Consider the following 15,771-nt stretch of genomic DNA (forward strand, 5'->3'; position numbering starts at 1 on the left):
CGGGAACCGAGTCCGTGGTCGATGGGTTCGCGGTGATAAAAAAGAGAGGCGAAAGCCTCTCTTCTCATCAGGGGGTAGGGCGGGGCGTCTCGTCCCGCTTGGGCCAGGCGTTGAGCACAGCTTTTACCAGGGTCGCCAGGGGAATGGCGAAGAAGACTCCCCAGAATCCCCAGAGCCCGCCAAACACCAGCACGGCGATGATGATGGCCACAGGGTGCAGGTTGACCGCCTCGGAGAAGAGCAGGGGCACCAGCAGGTTGCCGTCCAGCGCCTGAATGACCAGATAGGCTACCATCAGCCAGGCGAAGTCCGGGGTCAGCCCCCACTGGAACAGGGCCACCATGGCGACGGGCACAGTCACCGCCACCGCCCCTATGTAGGGGATGAGCACGGAGAAGCCGACCGCCACCGCCAGCAGCACCGAGTAGCGCAGCCCCATCAGGGCGAAGGGGATGTAGGTCGCCACCCCGACGATGAGGATCTCGATCACCTTGCCGCGGATGTAGTTGATGATCTGATCGTTCATCTCCACCCAGACCCGGTTGACCAGGGTGCGATTGCGGGGCAGGAAGCGGCGCAGGCCGCCCATCAGCACCTGCTTGTCCTTGAGCATGAAGAACACCATCAGGGGCACCAGGATGGCGTAGATGAGGATGGCCACCACGTTGATGAGGGAGCTGAGGGAAGCGCTCACCAGCTGCTCCCCCCCGGCCAGAATGCGCTGACGAATGTTGTCTATGATGGTTTCGACCAGGCTGACGTCGACTATCTCGGGGTATTTTTCCGGCAGGGTGCGCACCGCGTCCTGGGCATGGGCCAGCATGGAGGGCGCCTCCTTGGCGAGGTTGACCCCCTGGCTCACCAGTGTGGGGATGAGCCCCAGCAGCATCATGGTGGTCACAGAGAGAAACAGCAGCAGCACCAGGCTGGTGGCCAGGGGGCGGGAGAGCCCGGTGCGTTGCAGGCGGCTGACCGGCCACTCCAGCAGATAGGCCATCACCACGGCCACCAGCAGGGGGGCCAGCAGATCGCCGAACAGCCAGAGCACGGCGAAGCAGAACACCAGCAGCAGGAACAGGGCAACGGCATCGGGGTCGGAAAAACGGGTCTGATACCAGCGCTTCAATACATCTAACATCGAGGCTTCCTTGGTTTTTTACCGTGTCATCAGGATGGAAAGGGGCAGCCCGGGGCCTGGCGACATCATGATGGCCGGCTCCCGACCACGAGCAGCAGGGAGAGGCGGGCGGCGGACTCCTCCAGGGGACGGACGCTGTGGCCCAGGCGTTGCAGGTAGGCCGGAATGTCCTGCCGGGAGCCGGCATCCCCCAGGATGAGGTGCAGGGATTGGCCGGGTCTTGCCTGGCGCAACCAGAGCTTGAGCCGGATCAGCGGCTCGGGACAACGCCAGGGGGTCAGGTCGAGCTGTTCCATGAGGATTCCATCGCGTGCGTGGTGGTCATTATGGCCGTGATACCAGTATGAAACAACGCTTGTGGGCCTTGATGGGCAAGGGTATTCTGCCCGAGCCCCTTCTGATGGAGATAGAAACACTGTGGCCCGTTTTTCCCCCTTGATGGCATCGCTTCCCCTGCTGATATCCCTGATGAGCGCGACCTTTCAGGCTCAGGCGAACAACCAGCTGCCCGACATCGGCACCGCCGGGGTTGCCGCCCTGCCCATCGAGCAGGAAGTGCGCTATGGCAATGCCTTCATGCGGTTTGCCCGGGCGGGCTTGCCCATCATCGATGATCCCGTGCTGAGCGAATACATAGACGATCTGGGTCAGCGCCTGCTCACCAATGCCGACGGGGTGCGTTTCCCCTTTACCTTCTTCCTCATCAATGATCCCAGCATCAACGCTGCCGCCTTCCTCGGCGGGCGGGTCAAGGTGCACACCGGCCTCTTCCTCTACGCCGACAACGAGAGCGAGCTGGCCTCGGTGCTGGCTCACGAAATCACCCACGTGACCCAGCGCCACATAGCCCGTTACATGGAGGCGCAGGCGAGCAGCTCGGCCATGACCCTGGCCGGTCTGGTGGGCTCCATTGCGCTGGCGGTGATCAACCCCACCGCAGGTATAGCCGCGCTGCAGACCACCCTCGGGCTCTCCATGCAGTCGGCCATCAACTATACCCGTGACAACGAGTACGAAGCGGACCGCATCGGCATGAAGACGCTCTATGACGCCGGCTTCGATCCCATGGGCATGGCCAGCTTCTTCCAGAAACTGGCGGCGGAGTACCGCTACGCCAGCAAGCCGCCCGAGATGCTGCTGACTCACCCCCTGCCGGAGACCCGGATCAGCGAAGCCCGCGCCCGCGCCAACAGCTATGGCCGCCGTGCCTTGCCCCCCAGCCTCGACTTCTGGCTGGCCAAGGTGCGCATCCAGGTGCGCTATGGCACCGAGAGCCCCCAGGCGCTGCTCACCTACTTCGACAGCCGCCTGCAGAAGGGGGACTACCCCCTCAAAGACGCTGCCACCTATGGCAAGGCGCTGGCCCTGCTGCAGCTCAAGCGCACCGACGAGGCCGATACCCTGATGCAGAGTCTGGCCGCCCGCCATCCGGAAGATCTCTTCGTGGTGGATGCCCTGACCGACATCGATCTCGCCAAGGGGCGCAGCGCCCAGGCCATCGCCCGGCTGGAGCGCTTCCGCACCCGGATGCCGGACAACGAGGTGGTGGTGGTCAACCTCGGCAACGCCTATCTGGAGGCGGGCAACTACAAGAAGTCCATCGCCATCCTGGATCCTTATGCCCGGGAGCACGACGAGAACAGCCTGGCCTGGAGCCTGCTGTCGGATGCCTATCGCAAGGCGGGAAGGATGACGGACTTGCACATGGCGCGGGCGGAGACCCTCTCCCTGCGCGGTGACTACCAGGCGGCCATCGACGAGCTGATCGTGGCCCGTGGCACCACCAGCGACAAGCTGACCCTGGCCCGCATAGAGGCGCGCATCACCCAGCTGGAGCGGGCGAAGAAGGATCTGGACAGCCTGAAGGGCTAGTCCGGCTGACCACGCCTGCATGCAACGGGGTGCACCAGAGATGGTGCACCCCGTGTCGTCATGGGGCCATCAGGGCCGTGCCGAGGAAGCTTGTGTGGCGGCCCAGGCCCGGAGGGTGGCGAGTTTGTGCTCATCGAGCTCCCCCACCAGGGTCTTTTGCAACTGCCCCTTGTCATCGAGCAGGTAGCTGGTGGGCAGTGCGCCAGGCCTTGGGAAGGGGAGGCTGGCCTCATCGAAGGGGACCATCAGGGGCACGGCTATCTGATGGCGACGGGCCAGCTCGGCCAGCTCGCCGGGGGAGGCGGGATCATAGTTGATGGCGATCACCCCTATCTGTCCCTCCCGGTACAGCGCCGCGAGCAGGGGCATCTCCCGCAGGCAGGGGGCGCACCAGGGGGCGAAGTAGTTGACCAGCAGCGGCTTGCCCGTCAGGGCGCTAAGGCTGAGTTTTTTGCCCGCCCCGTCGATGAACTGGGGGGCCGGCGTGCAGGCGCCCAGCAGGGTGGCCACAATCAGCCAACATATTCGTTTCATTTCCACAGCCCTCCCGCTTACCCTGCCCATCCGTTTCCCCTACAATAGCGCCATTTGTTGTCCCATCTTGCAATATCAGGGAGTTACCATGAGCGAGACCCAAATCTATCACAACCCGCGCTGCTCCAAGAGCCGTGAAACCCTGGCCTTGCTGGAACAGCACGGGGTAGCCCCCGAGGTGGTGCTCTATCTGGAACAGGCGCCGAGCGAGGATGATATCCGCACCCTGCTGACCCAGCTGGGCTTTGCCGATCCGCGCCAGCTGATGCGCACCAAGGAAGATCTCTACAAGGAGCTGGGATTGGCCGATGTGCAGGGCGATGCCCTCATTCGTGCCATGCACCAGCATCCCAAGCTCATCGAGCGCCCCATTGTCATCAAGAATGGTCAGGCCCGTATCGGCCGCCCGCCCGAGCTGGTGCTGGAGATCCTCAAGTGAGCACCCGCTTCGCCCGTCTGCTGACCCTGGTCGGCTTCTTCGGCCTGCTGGCCTGGGTCATCCTCTGGCATCTGTGGCTATCGCCCCACCCGGATCTCAACCCCTGGTTGCTGCCGGTGATCTGGACTGTGCCGCTGCTGTTCCCCCTGAAGGGCATAGTGCAGGGCAACCCCTATACCCACGCCTGGGGCAACTTCGTGCTGATGCCCTACTTCCTCCACGCCCTGACGCTCATCACCACGGATGAAGGGGAGCGGTGGCTGGCGGTGGTGGAGTTGGTGTTCACCACCCTGGCCTTCATCGGCACCATCTATTACGCCCGCCAGCGCGGCCGTGAGCTTGGCCTCAGCATCCGCAAGAAAAAGGATGAAGTGCAGTAATACCGCCCTCTCAACGCCCCGCTCGGGGCGTTTTTCATTGTCCTGATCCTGCCTCGCCCTGGCCCGCGCGGTAGTGGGTGAGTTGCCCCTCACTAAAGCGCATCACCTCGGGATAGAAGCGCAGAAACCCCAGCTCACAGTCGCGCCAGCGGCCCTCATCCAGGGTATGGAGCGCCTCCCCCAGCAGCAGGGGACGACGCAGGCGCCGGCCTATGCCGTTGAGGGCCTGACCCAGTCCCTCCCGGCGCCCGTAGGAGGCGATCCAGTCCTGCTCGGCCATCCTCTTGAGGGCCATGGGCAGCCCCTCCGGCAGGCGGGCGTGATCCGCCAGCAGCTGGCCATAGCTCTGCTGCAGGAAGCGGGGCAGGGGATCCGGACTGAATTGCTGCCAGTGGTGGCTCAGCCAGTGGTCGTAGAGCATGTCCACCAGGATGCCGCCAAAGCGGCGCCAGGGTGCCTCGAAGCAGGCGACCGCCGCCCTGTGCTCGGGGTGGGCATCGGTGAAGGCATCTATCTTGCGGTGCAGCCAGATCCCCTCATCGAAATGGGCCGCGAGGCCAGTGGGCAGGGGCCCCTTGACGAAGTCCCCCAGCAGGTTGCCGGTGAGGGAGCTTCGGGTGTGGGCTGCCAGATGGAGATGCGCCAGGTAGTTCATGGGTTCAGGGTCGTTGGCAGGTCGATGACAAGGTGCTCAGAGCCTAGAGGATCCTGGTTCTGTTGGCCATGGTCAGGATTTTTCGATGGCCCTGCAAGCCCCTCTTGCAGGGCAAATTTGGGGCGTGCTAAGGTGGCTTTCATCTTTGTCACAGGACGCGACAAACCATCATGATGCGCAAAGCCAGAGGTTTCTTTCTGGCCTTCTACTTCAAGCCTTTCTACCTCTCCGAGTGGTTCGACGAATAGATCGAGGCCCCGGAGCAGCTTATTGACGCCCACCGATCATTGATACCTGTCGATCATTGATACCTGTCGATCATTGATACCCATGGGGCGTGATCTCGCTCATCCGCGTTTTGCCGTTTGTTGGCCATCGCTTGCCCAGGCTTGCGATGCCTTGACCGCGCCTGTGCGCTTTCTATGTAATGGAGTACTCATGATGAATACCAAACTGACCCTGTCAGCCCTCTTTGCTGCCTGCCTGCTCACCACCCCCGTCATGGCCAAGGAGTGGAAAACCGTGCGCTTCGGTGTGGAGGGCGCCTATCCTCCCTTCTCCTGGACCGATGCGTCGGGGGAGATCAAGGGCTTTGACATCGATCTCGCCAATGCCCTGTGCCAGCAGATGGCCGTCAAGTGCGAGCTGGTGGCGCAGGACTGGGACGGCATGATCCCGGCCCTGCTGTCGCGCAAATACGACGGGATCATCGCCGCCATGTCGATCACCGATGAGCGGCGCAAGAAGGTGGATTTCACCGCAAAATATGCCCATATCCCCAACCGCTTCGTGGCGGTCAAGGGCACAACGCTGGAGCTGACCCCGGCGGGGATGGCAGGCAAGCGCATAGGTGTGCAGCGCGCCACCACCCACGACAAGTACCTGACGGATAACTTTGGCTCCGACGTCACCATAGTGCGTTACGGCAATGCCGACGAGGCCTATCTCGATCTGAAGGCGGGCCGGGTGCTGGCCTTGCTGGCCGACGCCTCGGCCATCGATCAGGGGCTGCTCAGCAAGGCGGGCGGGGACAAGTTCGAGTATGTGGGGCCGGCCCTGACCGATCGCCAGTGGTTTGGTGACGGCATGGGAATTGCGATACGCAAGGGCGATCAGGATCTCAAGGCCAAGCTGGACGAGGCGATCAAGGCCCTGCGGGCCAATGGCAAGTATCAGGAGATCAACCAGAAGTACTTCAAGTACGATATTTATGGTGGTTGATGGGGGGGAGGGAGCTTGCTCCCTCTCTTTTTTCGCAGCAAGCGGTGATGAAACAAGGAGATGCCCATGTTGACCCTGATCGAGGGTGCGGAAATTCATAGCCCGGCCCCGCTCGGCCAGCAGGATCTGCTGGTGGCCGACGGCCGCATCGCCTGGCTGGGCAAGGGGCTGACAGTCCCCCCTGACTGGCCGCTGGTGCGCGTCGACGGCCGTGGCCGTTATCTGGTGCCCGGGCTGGTGGATCCCCTGGCCCACATCACGGGGGGCGGTGGGGAGGGGGGCTTTGCCTTCCGTACTCCTGAACTCGCGGCGGGGGAGGCCCTCAAGGCCGGGGTCACCACCCTGGTGGCGGCGCTCGGCACCGACAGCCTGACCCGCACCCCGACCCAGGTGCTCGGCAAGGTGCGCGAGTTTCGCGCCGCCGGGGTGAGCGCTTACATGTATACCGGCTCCTATCACCTGCCGGTCAAGACCCTCACCGGCAGGGTGGAGTCGGACATCATGCTGATCCCCGAGGTGCTGGGGGTGGGGGAGCTGGCCATCAGCGATCACAGATCCAGTGCGCCGACTCATGACGAGCTGGCACGGCTGGTGAGCGAGGCGCGGGTGGCCGGGCTGCTCGCGGGCAAGAGCGGGGTCAGCTTCTTCCACGTCGGGGATGGCCGCGGGGCCCTGGCGCCGCTGCGGGCCCTGCGCGATGGCACCGACATCCCCCTGCGCCAGCTCTATCCCACCCACTGCAACCGCAACCCCTGGCTCTTTGCCGAGGCCATCGACTGGGGCCGGGCGGGGGGCTGGATCGATCTCACCACCTCGAGCTTCCCCGAGCTGCTGGACGATGGCGAGCAACTGGCGGCAGAGGCGCTGGTGGCGCTGCTGGCGGCCGGCGTGCCCGCCGATCGCATCAGCTTCAGCTCGGATGCCAACGCCAGCCTGCCGCGATTTGACGGTGAGGGGCGCCTTGTGGAGATGCGCTGCGGCCAGATTGCCAGCCTGTGGCAGGAGTGCGTTCGTGCCTGCGCCCTCGGGGTGTCGCTCGAGGTCGCCCTGGGGGTGGTCACGGCCAATCCGGCGCGAGCCCTGGGGCTGGCTGGCAAGGGGGTGATAGGGGTGGGGCAGGATGCAGATCTGCTGCTGATAGCGCCGGAGCACCTCACCATCGAGAGGGTGATGAGCGGCGGCCAGTGGCGAACCTAGAGATGGCGCGCCCCTGAACCAACAACAAGCCCGGCACTGCTGCCGGGCTTTTTTTCGCCTGGGTGGTTTATCCAGGCTCAGATAGCGAGGAAGCCCAGGATCAGGATGGGACCGAGCAGGCTCAGGATAAAGCCCGAGACGATGGCCACCGGCACCACCTGGATGCCGCCGGATTTCTGGATGACCGGCAGGGTGAAGTCGAGCGCGGTGGCGCCGCCATAGCCGATGGCGGCGGAGGGGTGGCGACGCATCAGCACCGGAATGATGAGGATGGCGATGAGCTCGCGTCCCAGATCGTTGATGAAGGCGGCGGAGCCGAGCACGGGCCCCAGCTTGTCGGCCACCAGTATGCCCGACAGCGAATACCAGCCGAAGCTGGAGGCGAGCGCCAGGGCGTGGCTCGAGGGCATCCCCAGCAACTGGGCCGCCAGCAGGCTGCCGAGCCAGCTGCTGAGGATGACGGTGGCGGCTATCTTCATGCCCCAGGGGTTGAGCAGGATCTGGCGCAGCCGCATGCCGGAGTTGCGCATCTGGATGCCGATGAGCAGCAGCAACAGCATCAGGGCCCACTCGCTCCACTTGTCGATGGGCAGGGCGCGCAAGTCCACCAGCAGCCCCAGCAGCACGCCGCCGAGCACCACGAAGCAGAGCTGGAGGGACTCCCACAACAGATGCAGCTTGCTCGGCATCTTGGCGTCGCTCGCCTCATGGGTGGGGGGGCTGCGTCTGTCCAGCCACCAGAGTGCCAGCAGGTTGCAGGCGGTGATGGCGGCCAGCATCACCCCGGCCACCTTGAAGATCACCGCCAGGTTGCTGCCGAGGTTCTCCACATAGGCCAGCCCCAGCCCCATCAGGAACAGGATGAGATAGACCATCTTGCCCAGCGACTGATTGATCAGCTTGATGAGCCGGGTGGAGGAGAGGGGGACAAGATAGCCAATCACCAGCGGCAGCAGGATCAGCAACACATTCAGCAACATTGGGGCCTCGGTCACAAAACTGGGAAAACGACACATTACCACTACTTATTGGCCAAGAGTCATAAATCCATGAGTTTGTATGCTTCATTCGACCCTTTTTTTATCGGTTTGTTACTTTTGCATGGCGAGGCCGCCTTCCCTGAGCCCTCTGGTCTCGGGTCGTCATCGCCAATAAAATCAATTCCATTTCGAAAAAAGTGCGTTTTGTTCGGCCGAGGCGGGGTGAATAAAGTGACTCTGAATGGCTTCTGACTGAAATGGCTGAATCTTCTTGCTACTGGTGCGTTCCGGGTATAAAAAGGCGGTATCCCAGAGATGGCGCAAAGCGGATTTTATGCAGACAAAGTGCTGAAAAATACCGCCAAGGCCAATAAAAATACAGATAAACCACTAAATACCTCGGTTCTGTATTGTTTTTTAACTACCTGAATGATATTTTCGCTGAAGGTTGCCATCGGTTAACTTTTTGTTAAATCTGCGATGGTGGAGTCACGCCGTAGCGGCGTCTAGGGACAGACAAGGTTGTAATGGATGAGCGACGTTGCCGCACTGGAAGTTCGTGAACTGCACAAGTATTTTGGCACCCACGAAGTGCTCAAGGGCATCGATATGACGGCCCGCAAGGGGGATGTTATCTCCCTGATCGGCTCCTCGGGTTCGGGGAAGTCGACCTTTCTACGCTGTATCAATCTGCTGGAAACCCCCTCTTCCGGCACGGTCTCACTCCATGGCGAGCTGATCCGCATGAAGAGCAATCGGGCCGGTGAACGCCTGCCCGAGGACATGCGTCAGGTGGAGCGCATTCGCAGCCGTCTGGCCATGGTGTTTCAAAGCTTCAACCTCTGGTCGCACATGACCATAATGCAGAACATCATCGAAGTCCCCATCCAGGTGCTCAAGGTGCCCCGTGCCGAGGCCATCGCCAAGGCGGAGCAACTGCTCAACCGGGTGGGCCTGTGGGAGCGGCGCGACTACTACCCCGGCCACCTCTCCGGCGGCCAGCAGCAGCGGGCCGCCATCGCCCGTGCTCTCGCGGTCGAGCCCGAGGTGATGCTGTTCGACGAGCCCACTTCGGCGCTCGATCCCGAGCTGGTGGGCGAGGTACTCGGCCTGATGCGCGAGCTGGCCGAAGAGGGGCGCACCATGCTGGTGGTCACCCACGAGATGTCGTTCGCCCGTGACGTCTCCAACAAGGTGATGTTCCTGCACCAGGGGCGGGTGGAGGAGGAGGGTAATCCCAAGGAGATCTTCGCTCATCCCAAGTCGGAGCGATTCAAACAATTCATCTCTTCCATCTATTGATGGGGGAGCGGTATTTTCAATATTCTGCGTTTTCAACGATCGACGTGTTTATCAAGGAGAGATACATGAACAAGCTGATGCTGGCGACTGCCGTGATGACGGCCCTGTGTTCCGGTAGCCTGATGGCCAAGGAGTGGAAAGAGGTACGGATCGGGGTTGAGGGTGCCTATCCTCCCTTCTCCTGGACCGAGCCGAGCGGCGAGGTGAAAGGCTTTGATATCGACATCGCCAACGCCCTGTGTGAAGAAATGAAGGTGAAGTGCACCCTGGTCAAGCAGGACTGGGATGGCATCATTCCGGCGCTGCTGTCACGCAAGTATGACGCCATCATCGCCACCATGGACATCACCGAAGAGCGCAAGAAGAAGGTGGACTTCACCCAGAAGTACCAGCACATTCCGGCCCGCTTCGCCGCCAAGAAAGGCACAGAGGTGCAGCTCGACAAGGCCTTCATGGATGGCAAGACCATAGCCGTGCAGCGCGCCACCTCCATGGACACCTACATCACCGACAACTTCCCCAACGCCACCATCAAGCGCTACGGCACCGCAGACGAAGCCTATCTCGATCTGAAATCCGGCCGGGTTGACTATGTGATGGCCGACTCCGCCGCCATCAGCGACGGTCTGCTAAAGAAAGAGGGTGGCGATGCCTTCGAATTCGTCGGCCCGAAACTGACCGATCCCAAGTGGTTTGGCGAGGGCGCCGGCATAGCGGTACGCAAGGCTGACAAGGATCTGAAAGAGAAATTCAATGCCGCCATCCTGGCCCTGCGCGCCAACGGCAAGTACAAGGAAATCAACGACAAGTACTTCGACTTCGACGTTTACGGCGAGTAACCCCCAGGCGCGCTACCCCGGGTAGCCGCCGAAGGGATTGCGGCGAATCATCACGACAGGTTGACCCTAGTCTGTAGTCATCGGGCCCGTTGTCTCTCGCAAGGGAGCGATGGGCCCGCTTAGTTGCAATGGAGCTGCATGTGTTTGGTTTGAAAGGATATTGGGACGGGCAAGCCCGCTCAATGCGTTGCAATGGAGCCGCATATGTTTGATTTGAAAGGATACGAAGCCTCCCTGCTGGAGGGGGCCTGGGTCACCCTGGAGGTGGCACTGGCCTCCCTGCTGCTGGCGCTGGTGCTCGGCATGCTGGGGGCGCTCGCCAAGCTCTCCCCCTACAAGTGGGCGCGCGGCATCGCGACCGCCTACACCACCGTCATTCGCGGCATCCCTGATCTGGTGCTGATGATGCTGCTGTTCTTCGGCGGCCAGGTGCTGATCAACGGGATCTGTACCTGGGTCAACGAGGCCTACAACAACTACCTGCTGGAGAGCAATCCGAACCAGGAGTGGGTCTCCCTGCTGCCGGATTACATCGACATCAGCCCCTTTGCGGCCGGGGTCGCCACCATAGGCTTCATCTTCGGCGCCTACATGACCGAGACCTTCCGCGGCGCCATCCTGGCGGTGGACAAGGGAGAGCTGGAAGCCGCCCGCGCCTTTGGCATGCGGGCGACCCAGGTGTTTGTACGGATCCTCTTCCCCCAGATGATGCGCCACGCCCTGCCGGGCTTTGGCAACAACTGGCTGGTACTGCTGAAAACCACGGCCCTGGTCTCCATCATCGGGCTCGATGACATGGTGCGAAAGGCGTCCCTGGCGGCGGGCTCGACCCAGCAGCCGTTTACCTTCTACATGGCGGTGGCGTTGATCTTCCTGATCTTCACCGCGGTCTCGACCTCGGCGCTCAAGTGGGCCGAACGTCACTACGCCATCAAGACGAGGTAAGCCATGCCGTATTCAATGCAGTCATTCGTTTACTGTGATAGTCGCGGTGTCAGTGCCGAGCGTATCTACATCACGATCAAGACGAGGTAAGCCATGGATTTCTCCATCATTCTCAAGGAGTGGCCCACCTACTGGGAGGGCTTCTACACCACCATCTGGCTGGTGGCGGCCTCCCTCATGCTCGGCCTCATGCTGGCGGTGCCCATGGGCATTTTGCGCAACAGCCGCAACTGGCTGATCAAGGGGCCGATCTGGGCATATATCTACTTCTTCCGCGGCACCCCGCTGCTGGTGCAGCTGTTCATCATCTACTACGGCGCCGCCCAGTGGGAGTGGCTCAAGAACGGCCCCGCCTGGGTGCTCTTCTCAGAGGCCTGGTTCTGCGCCCTGCTGGCGTTCACCCTCAACACCGGCGCCTACACCGCCGAGATAGTGCGCGGCGCCGTGCTGAACATGCCAAAGGGGCAGATTGAGGCGGCCAATGCCTTTGGCATGAGCCGCTGGCAGACCCTCACCCGCATCATACTGCCCAACTCGTTTCGCCGTGCGCTGCCCGCCTACAGCAACGAGGTGATCTTCATGCTGCAGGGCTCGGCGGTGGCGGGCATCATCACCATAGTCGACCTGACAGGTGCGGCGCGGATCATCAACTCCCGCTACTACAGCCCGTTCGAGGCCTTCCTGACAGCAGGCCTGCTCTACATGCTGCTCACCTTCGCCATCGTCTGGCTGTTCAAGAAGTGGGAGGCCCGCTGGCACGCCCACCTGCGCCCCCGCAGCGTATGACCTGATGCAAAAGCCAGAGACAAAAAAGCCCGCAGTCGCGGGCTTTCTTATGCTCGGTATGGCTTAGAGCATGGTCACGGGTGTGACTATCTCTTCGGTCAGGAGGCAAAATGCGCTCAGGATGGCCAAGGCTCCGACAACGCCGGAAGGTGTTGCCGAGCGTTGACTCTTCTGGGCAGAGAGGGCCTGCACATTGTGTTGCTGGATCTTCTCCACCACGGCCATGGCACCTATGTCCAGATGACGGTAGAAGCTGGCATTGAGCTGAGTCAGATGCAGCAATGACTGGCGCATCCGCTCGAAGGTCTCGCTGCAAACCGGGCTCTGCTTGTGCCAGAACTTCGCCAGCGTACCCCGGGTGGTGAGCCCTGGCAGGTCGTAGAGGGCCCGCCCCATGCAGAAGGTCGGCACCTGGTGCAGCAGGGCGGAGAGGCCCACCGTGCTGTTGATGGTGATGACCCCCTTGAGTAGCGGATAGAGGGTGGGCAGTGGCAATTCATAGCCATAGAACACCCGCCCTTCTAGCCCGAGCAGCGTGATCAGTCGGTTGATCTGGGCCTGATAACTGACATAGCCCCGATCCATGGGATGGTGCTTGAACAGCAGCACATCCTCACGGCGGGCGTGCTCGGCGAAGGAGTTGATCACCTGGGCGATCATCTCCTCCACGCCGCTCAAGTCCGAGTGTTCCCGGATCTGAAAGTCTTCGCTGACCTGCAGCGGCACGAAGAAGATATGCCCTTTGTACCGGGGCAGAGCCTTGAGCAGGGAGCGATCGCTCCATCTGTGCTGCCACTTCACCAGGCCCCCAGCCACCCAGCCCCTGGCCTCTTGATAGAGGCTCCAGGGCCTGTGATTGACGAAATGGGGGTAGCGCCAGTGCAACAGGTTCTTGTTGATGTGGTAGCGGCTGGCATACCAGGCCCGGCAGGCGAAGGTCTTGCCTACCTTCAGCTTCGCCTCATAAGGCGCTGGCCACTTCATCTCGGCCAGCGAGTCACGCTTGGCATAGAGGGGGCTGAAGGCATTGACGCCCCCTTGCTCCAGGGTCACGAAGTCGGGACGCAGGTAACCCTCCTCCATGGCCCAGACGCTGATTTTTTTCAGCTTGCAGATACGGATGGCCTGCTGATGGTAGTAACGGCAATCACCGTAACAGATGAGGCTGTCGATGCCATGGTGCTTGATGAAGCGGCGAAAGAAGGTGTTCCAGGTATCCGGCTTGCCGGTGAAGCGTTCGCTATGGCCCACGCAGCGCCAGCACTCATCCCCCCCGTTGAAATGGATCTTGTAGACCTCGTGGCCGGCGTCGGAAAGCGCCTGGCTGAGGGTCTGAAAGAAGGGGCCCAGCGGTCCTTGCAGCAGCAAAATCTTCATGTACGACTTATCTCATCAACTGGGGAAGGGAGGGGCGTTGCAGCAGGGTCTGTACCAGATAACTCAGTTTGGTCTGCCAACGTTGCCAGCGGCTCGACTTGCGGCCGGATGATTGACCTTGCGTGGCCAGTTGGCGGATCAACTGCTCCGGACTTATCCAGAGTCCGCTCTGCCAATCGATATAGAGCGGATAGGCGACCAGCGTCAGGTAAACCAGCGCCGCCAGGGGGAGCGAGCGCTGGCGCCGGGCCGGGGGATGGGCATCAGTGGTCAGCCCCCAGCCGCTGTAGAAGGGCTGGCCCCAAGTCGTTACCTTGACCCCTTGCACCAGCGCCTCGAAGCCGCTCAGGGAAGTCATGGTATGCAGCTCGTCCACGTGGGGATAGAGGCTGGTCAGGCCGATATCCAGCACCTGGCTGTCCACGCACTCCGCCAGGCAGGCCGCAGAAATCGCCCCGGCCCGATTGCCCGCCACCACATCCGGGTGGGGCTTGTAGAGAATGTGCGCCTCTGGCTTGGCGGCGCGCACCGCCCACAGCAACTGCTCGTTGCTGCGAATGGTCGGGCTGCCGGTCAGGATGGAGGCATCCCCATCCACCTGGCCCACCACCAGCGCCAGAGGGCGGCCATCGGCGGGAGGCGTGAAGTGCTCCGGGGCACCGACATTGTATTTGCTCACCTTGTTTTCGCGCAGCAGGGTGAGCAGTTGCTCGCCCCGGTCGAGCTGTGACTGGGTCAGCTCCTGATAATTGAGCAGTTGCTCGAGCCCGCTGGGGCTGCGGCTGTCGAAATAGATCCCGACCGGATCCAGCGACAGGGAAGAGGGACGACACAGGTTGGAGCCAAGCCCGCGGGAGCGAATAAAGCCATCTTCTACTCGAATGGCCGAGGTGAGCTCGGGGTAACGACTGCCCCATACCAACACCTGTTCATCCCCGGTCAGCCGTTTTGGCGGCTTGCGCACAAAACAGAGTTCCTCAGCCAGGGGCTGGCAGAAGGCCTGCATAAAGGCACGTTTCCACAAGGAGAACCCCACCAGATAGAGCCTGCGCCAGCGCGGAGCCGGCTTCTGCTGGCGGGCGATGATGGCCAGCACCTCTTCCACCTCGCAGCGCTGGCCAAGCACGGGATCCAGATAGCGGGGATAGCAGATCAGCGCCGCCGCCACTAGCTGGGCCAGTGACACCTGAACGTTGCGGCGTTCACACTGTTTGCTGTCCTGGGTCAGACCCCAACCGGCATAAAACGGCATGCCGAAGCAATACACCGATTTGCCGAGCAGCAGTCCTTCGAAGCCAAGCTGGGATGACACTGTGTAAACGGCGTCCACCAGGTTGAGCAGGGCGTGGGGATGACAATGGTCGGCAACGATCTCTACATCGCTCAGTTTCAGTCTGGCCAGCACGCCACTCTTCTTGCCAAAGCGGGTGTCCGGGTGGGTGCGAAGCAAGAGGCGGGCATCGGGATGATTGCGCTTTGCAGCCTCCACCATGGCGATAAAGTCCGCCTCGCTTGCCAGGGCGCCGGGAATGGAGAGATCCCCGGCCACCTGATCCACCAGCAAGACACAGGGCCTGCCATCTTGCTGCAGGCGCTGGGCCAGCGCCACAGGCAACCCAGCGACATCCTTCGCCGTCAGGCTGGTCGACGAAGACGAGAGAGAGGCGGGTCGCCCGGCATAGCAGTTGTATTTGGTGACCCCAAGGCGTACCAGCTCATGGACAAGCAACTCGGCCCGCGCCAGCATGGCGGCGTCACAGGGGGTGGCAATCAACTGTTCAAGCTGGCTGGGCTGGCGTGCATCGTAATAGATACCGACCGGATCGGCGATAAGGGACACCGCCTTGCCGCCCTTGGCCGGATGGCCGATATAGCCGATAAAGCCATCTTCCAGTTGCCAATAGGGCAGGCCTAATGCCTGCGCCTGCTGCTTGATCTGACGGGCATTGGCCTTTTGGCCCCAGCCGACAAAAACATCACTAGTGATAAAGGTATGACTTTTACTTTTTTTATAAAAACCTACGATATAGCCCTTGAATACTGCCTCAATTAAATCCGCTTTCGCTAATATTCCTGATGAACCTGTATAAATATGCATGCTAAATT

The 15,771-nt window shown here is 61.7% G+C and carries 16 protein-coding genes; 9 read left to right on the top strand and 7 right to left on the bottom strand.

The window, feature by feature from the left end:
• Positions 1–67: 67 nt before the first annotated feature.
• Complete coding sequence (locus AB5Y91_RS06470; protein ID WP_106887270.1) at positions 68–1,138, bottom strand: AI-2E family transporter; 1,071 nt, start codon at positions 1,136–1,138, stop codon at positions 68–70.
• A 65-nt stretch (positions 1,139–1,203) separates the two neighbouring features.
• Complete coding sequence (locus AB5Y91_RS06475) at positions 1,204–1,434, bottom strand: sulfurtransferase TusA family protein (protein ID WP_106887269.1); 231 nt, start codon at positions 1,432–1,434, stop codon at positions 1,204–1,206.
• Between the two features lie 121 nt (positions 1,435–1,555).
• Between AB5Y91_RS06475 and AB5Y91_RS06480 the strand changes: the two genes are divergently transcribed.
• Positions 1,556–3,010 (top strand): M48 family metalloprotease, encoded by a 1,455-nt coding sequence (locus AB5Y91_RS06480; protein ID WP_353852474.1) that lies wholly within the window; start codon positions 1,556–1,558, stop codon positions 3,008–3,010.
• Between the two features lie 69 nt (positions 3,011–3,079).
• Here AB5Y91_RS06480 and AB5Y91_RS06485 read toward each other — a convergent pair whose 3' ends face one another.
• Positions 3,080–3,574 (bottom strand): TlpA family protein disulfide reductase, encoded by a 495-nt coding sequence (locus tag AB5Y91_RS06485; protein WP_368169334.1) that lies wholly within the window; start codon positions 3,572–3,574, stop codon positions 3,080–3,082.
• A gap of 58 nt (positions 3,575–3,632) precedes the next feature.
• Here AB5Y91_RS06485 and arsC point away from each other — a divergent pair, with 58 nt between their 5' ends.
• Both arsC and AB5Y91_RS06495 read left to right on the top strand, forming a co-directional pair.
• A complete protein-coding gene (arsC, locus tag AB5Y91_RS06490; protein WP_368169335.1) occupies positions 3,633–3,983 on the top strand; it encodes an arsenate reductase (glutaredoxin) in 351 nt (116 codons plus the stop codon).
• Positions 3,980–4,363: a DUF2069 domain-containing protein gene (locus tag AB5Y91_RS06495; protein WP_139746229.1), complete on the top strand. Its 384-nt coding sequence runs from the start codon at positions 3,980–3,982 to the stop codon at positions 4,361–4,363. Before arsC ends, AB5Y91_RS06495 begins: the two co-directional genes overlap by 4 nt.
• Before the next feature lie 34 nt (positions 4,364–4,397).
• Here AB5Y91_RS06495 and AB5Y91_RS06500 read toward each other — a convergent pair whose 3' ends face one another.
• On the bottom strand, positions 4,398–5,018 hold the full coding sequence (locus AB5Y91_RS06500) for an ACP phosphodiesterase (RefSeq protein WP_368169336.1): 621 nt from the start codon (positions 5,016–5,018) through the stop codon (positions 4,398–4,400).
• Between the two features lie 438 nt (positions 5,019–5,456).
• Here AB5Y91_RS06500 and AB5Y91_RS06505 point away from each other — a divergent pair, with 438 nt between their 5' ends.
• Both AB5Y91_RS06505 and iadA read left to right on the top strand, forming a co-directional pair.
• Entirely contained in the window at positions 5,457–6,239 is a 783-nt protein-coding gene (locus AB5Y91_RS06505) for an ABC transporter substrate-binding protein (RefSeq protein WP_368169337.1), read from the top strand.
• 66 nt (positions 6,240–6,305) lie between these two features.
• The gene (iadA, locus tag AB5Y91_RS06510) at positions 6,306–7,436 is read left to right on the top strand and encodes a beta-aspartyl-peptidase (protein WP_368169338.1); all 1,131 of its coding nucleotides are present in this window, start codon (positions 6,306–6,308) and stop codon (positions 7,434–7,436) included.
• Positions 7,437–7,513: 77 nt separating this feature from the next.
• Here the strand turns inward: iadA and AB5Y91_RS06515 are convergent, their stop codons facing one another.
• A complete protein-coding gene (locus AB5Y91_RS06515; protein ID WP_106887262.1) occupies positions 7,514–8,416 on the bottom strand; it encodes a lysine exporter LysO family protein in 903 nt (300 codons plus the stop codon).
• A gap of 531 nt (positions 8,417–8,947) precedes the next feature.
• Here AB5Y91_RS06515 and AB5Y91_RS06520 point away from each other — a divergent pair.
• From AB5Y91_RS06520 to AB5Y91_RS06535, 4 genes are all read left to right on the top strand, one after another.
• A complete protein-coding gene (locus tag AB5Y91_RS06520; protein ID WP_025326493.1) occupies positions 8,948–9,718 on the top strand; it encodes an ABC transporter ATP-binding protein in 771 nt (256 codons plus the stop codon).
• A gap of 65 nt (positions 9,719–9,783) precedes the next feature.
• Positions 9,784–10,557: an ABC transporter substrate-binding protein gene (locus AB5Y91_RS06525; protein WP_042649367.1), complete on the top strand. Its 774-nt coding sequence runs from the start codon at positions 9,784–9,786 to the stop codon at positions 10,555–10,557.
• A gap of 204 nt (positions 10,558–10,761) precedes the next feature.
• Complete coding sequence (locus AB5Y91_RS06530) at positions 10,762–11,502, top strand: ABC transporter permease (RefSeq protein ID WP_042649366.1); 741 nt, start codon at positions 10,762–10,764, stop codon at positions 11,500–11,502.
• Between the two features lie 93 nt (positions 11,503–11,595).
• On the top strand, positions 11,596–12,288 hold the full coding sequence (locus AB5Y91_RS06535) for an ABC transporter permease (protein ID WP_042649365.1): 693 nt from the start codon (positions 11,596–11,598) through the stop codon (positions 12,286–12,288).
• A 63-nt stretch (positions 12,289–12,351) separates the two neighbouring features.
• Here AB5Y91_RS06535 and AB5Y91_RS06540 read toward each other — a convergent pair whose 3' ends face one another.
• Positions 12,352–13,665, bottom strand: coding sequence for a capsule biosynthesis protein (locus tag AB5Y91_RS06540; protein WP_368169339.1), 1,314 nt, complete (start codon positions 13,663–13,665; stop codon positions 12,352–12,354).
• A 7-nt stretch (positions 13,666–13,672) separates the two neighbouring features.
• Positions 13,673–15,763 carry a capsular polysaccharide biosynthesis protein gene (locus tag AB5Y91_RS06545; RefSeq protein ID WP_368169340.1) on the bottom strand — a complete coding sequence of 697 codons (2,091 nt, stop codon included), beginning with the start codon at positions 15,761–15,763 and terminating at the stop codon, positions 13,673–13,675.
• Between the last annotated feature and the right edge of the window lie 8 nt (positions 15,764–15,771).

Source organism: Aeromonas sp. R4-3, assembly GCF_040908275.1.
Lineage (GTDB): Bacteria > Pseudomonadota > Gammaproteobacteria > Enterobacterales > Aeromonadaceae > Aeromonas > Aeromonas rivipollensis.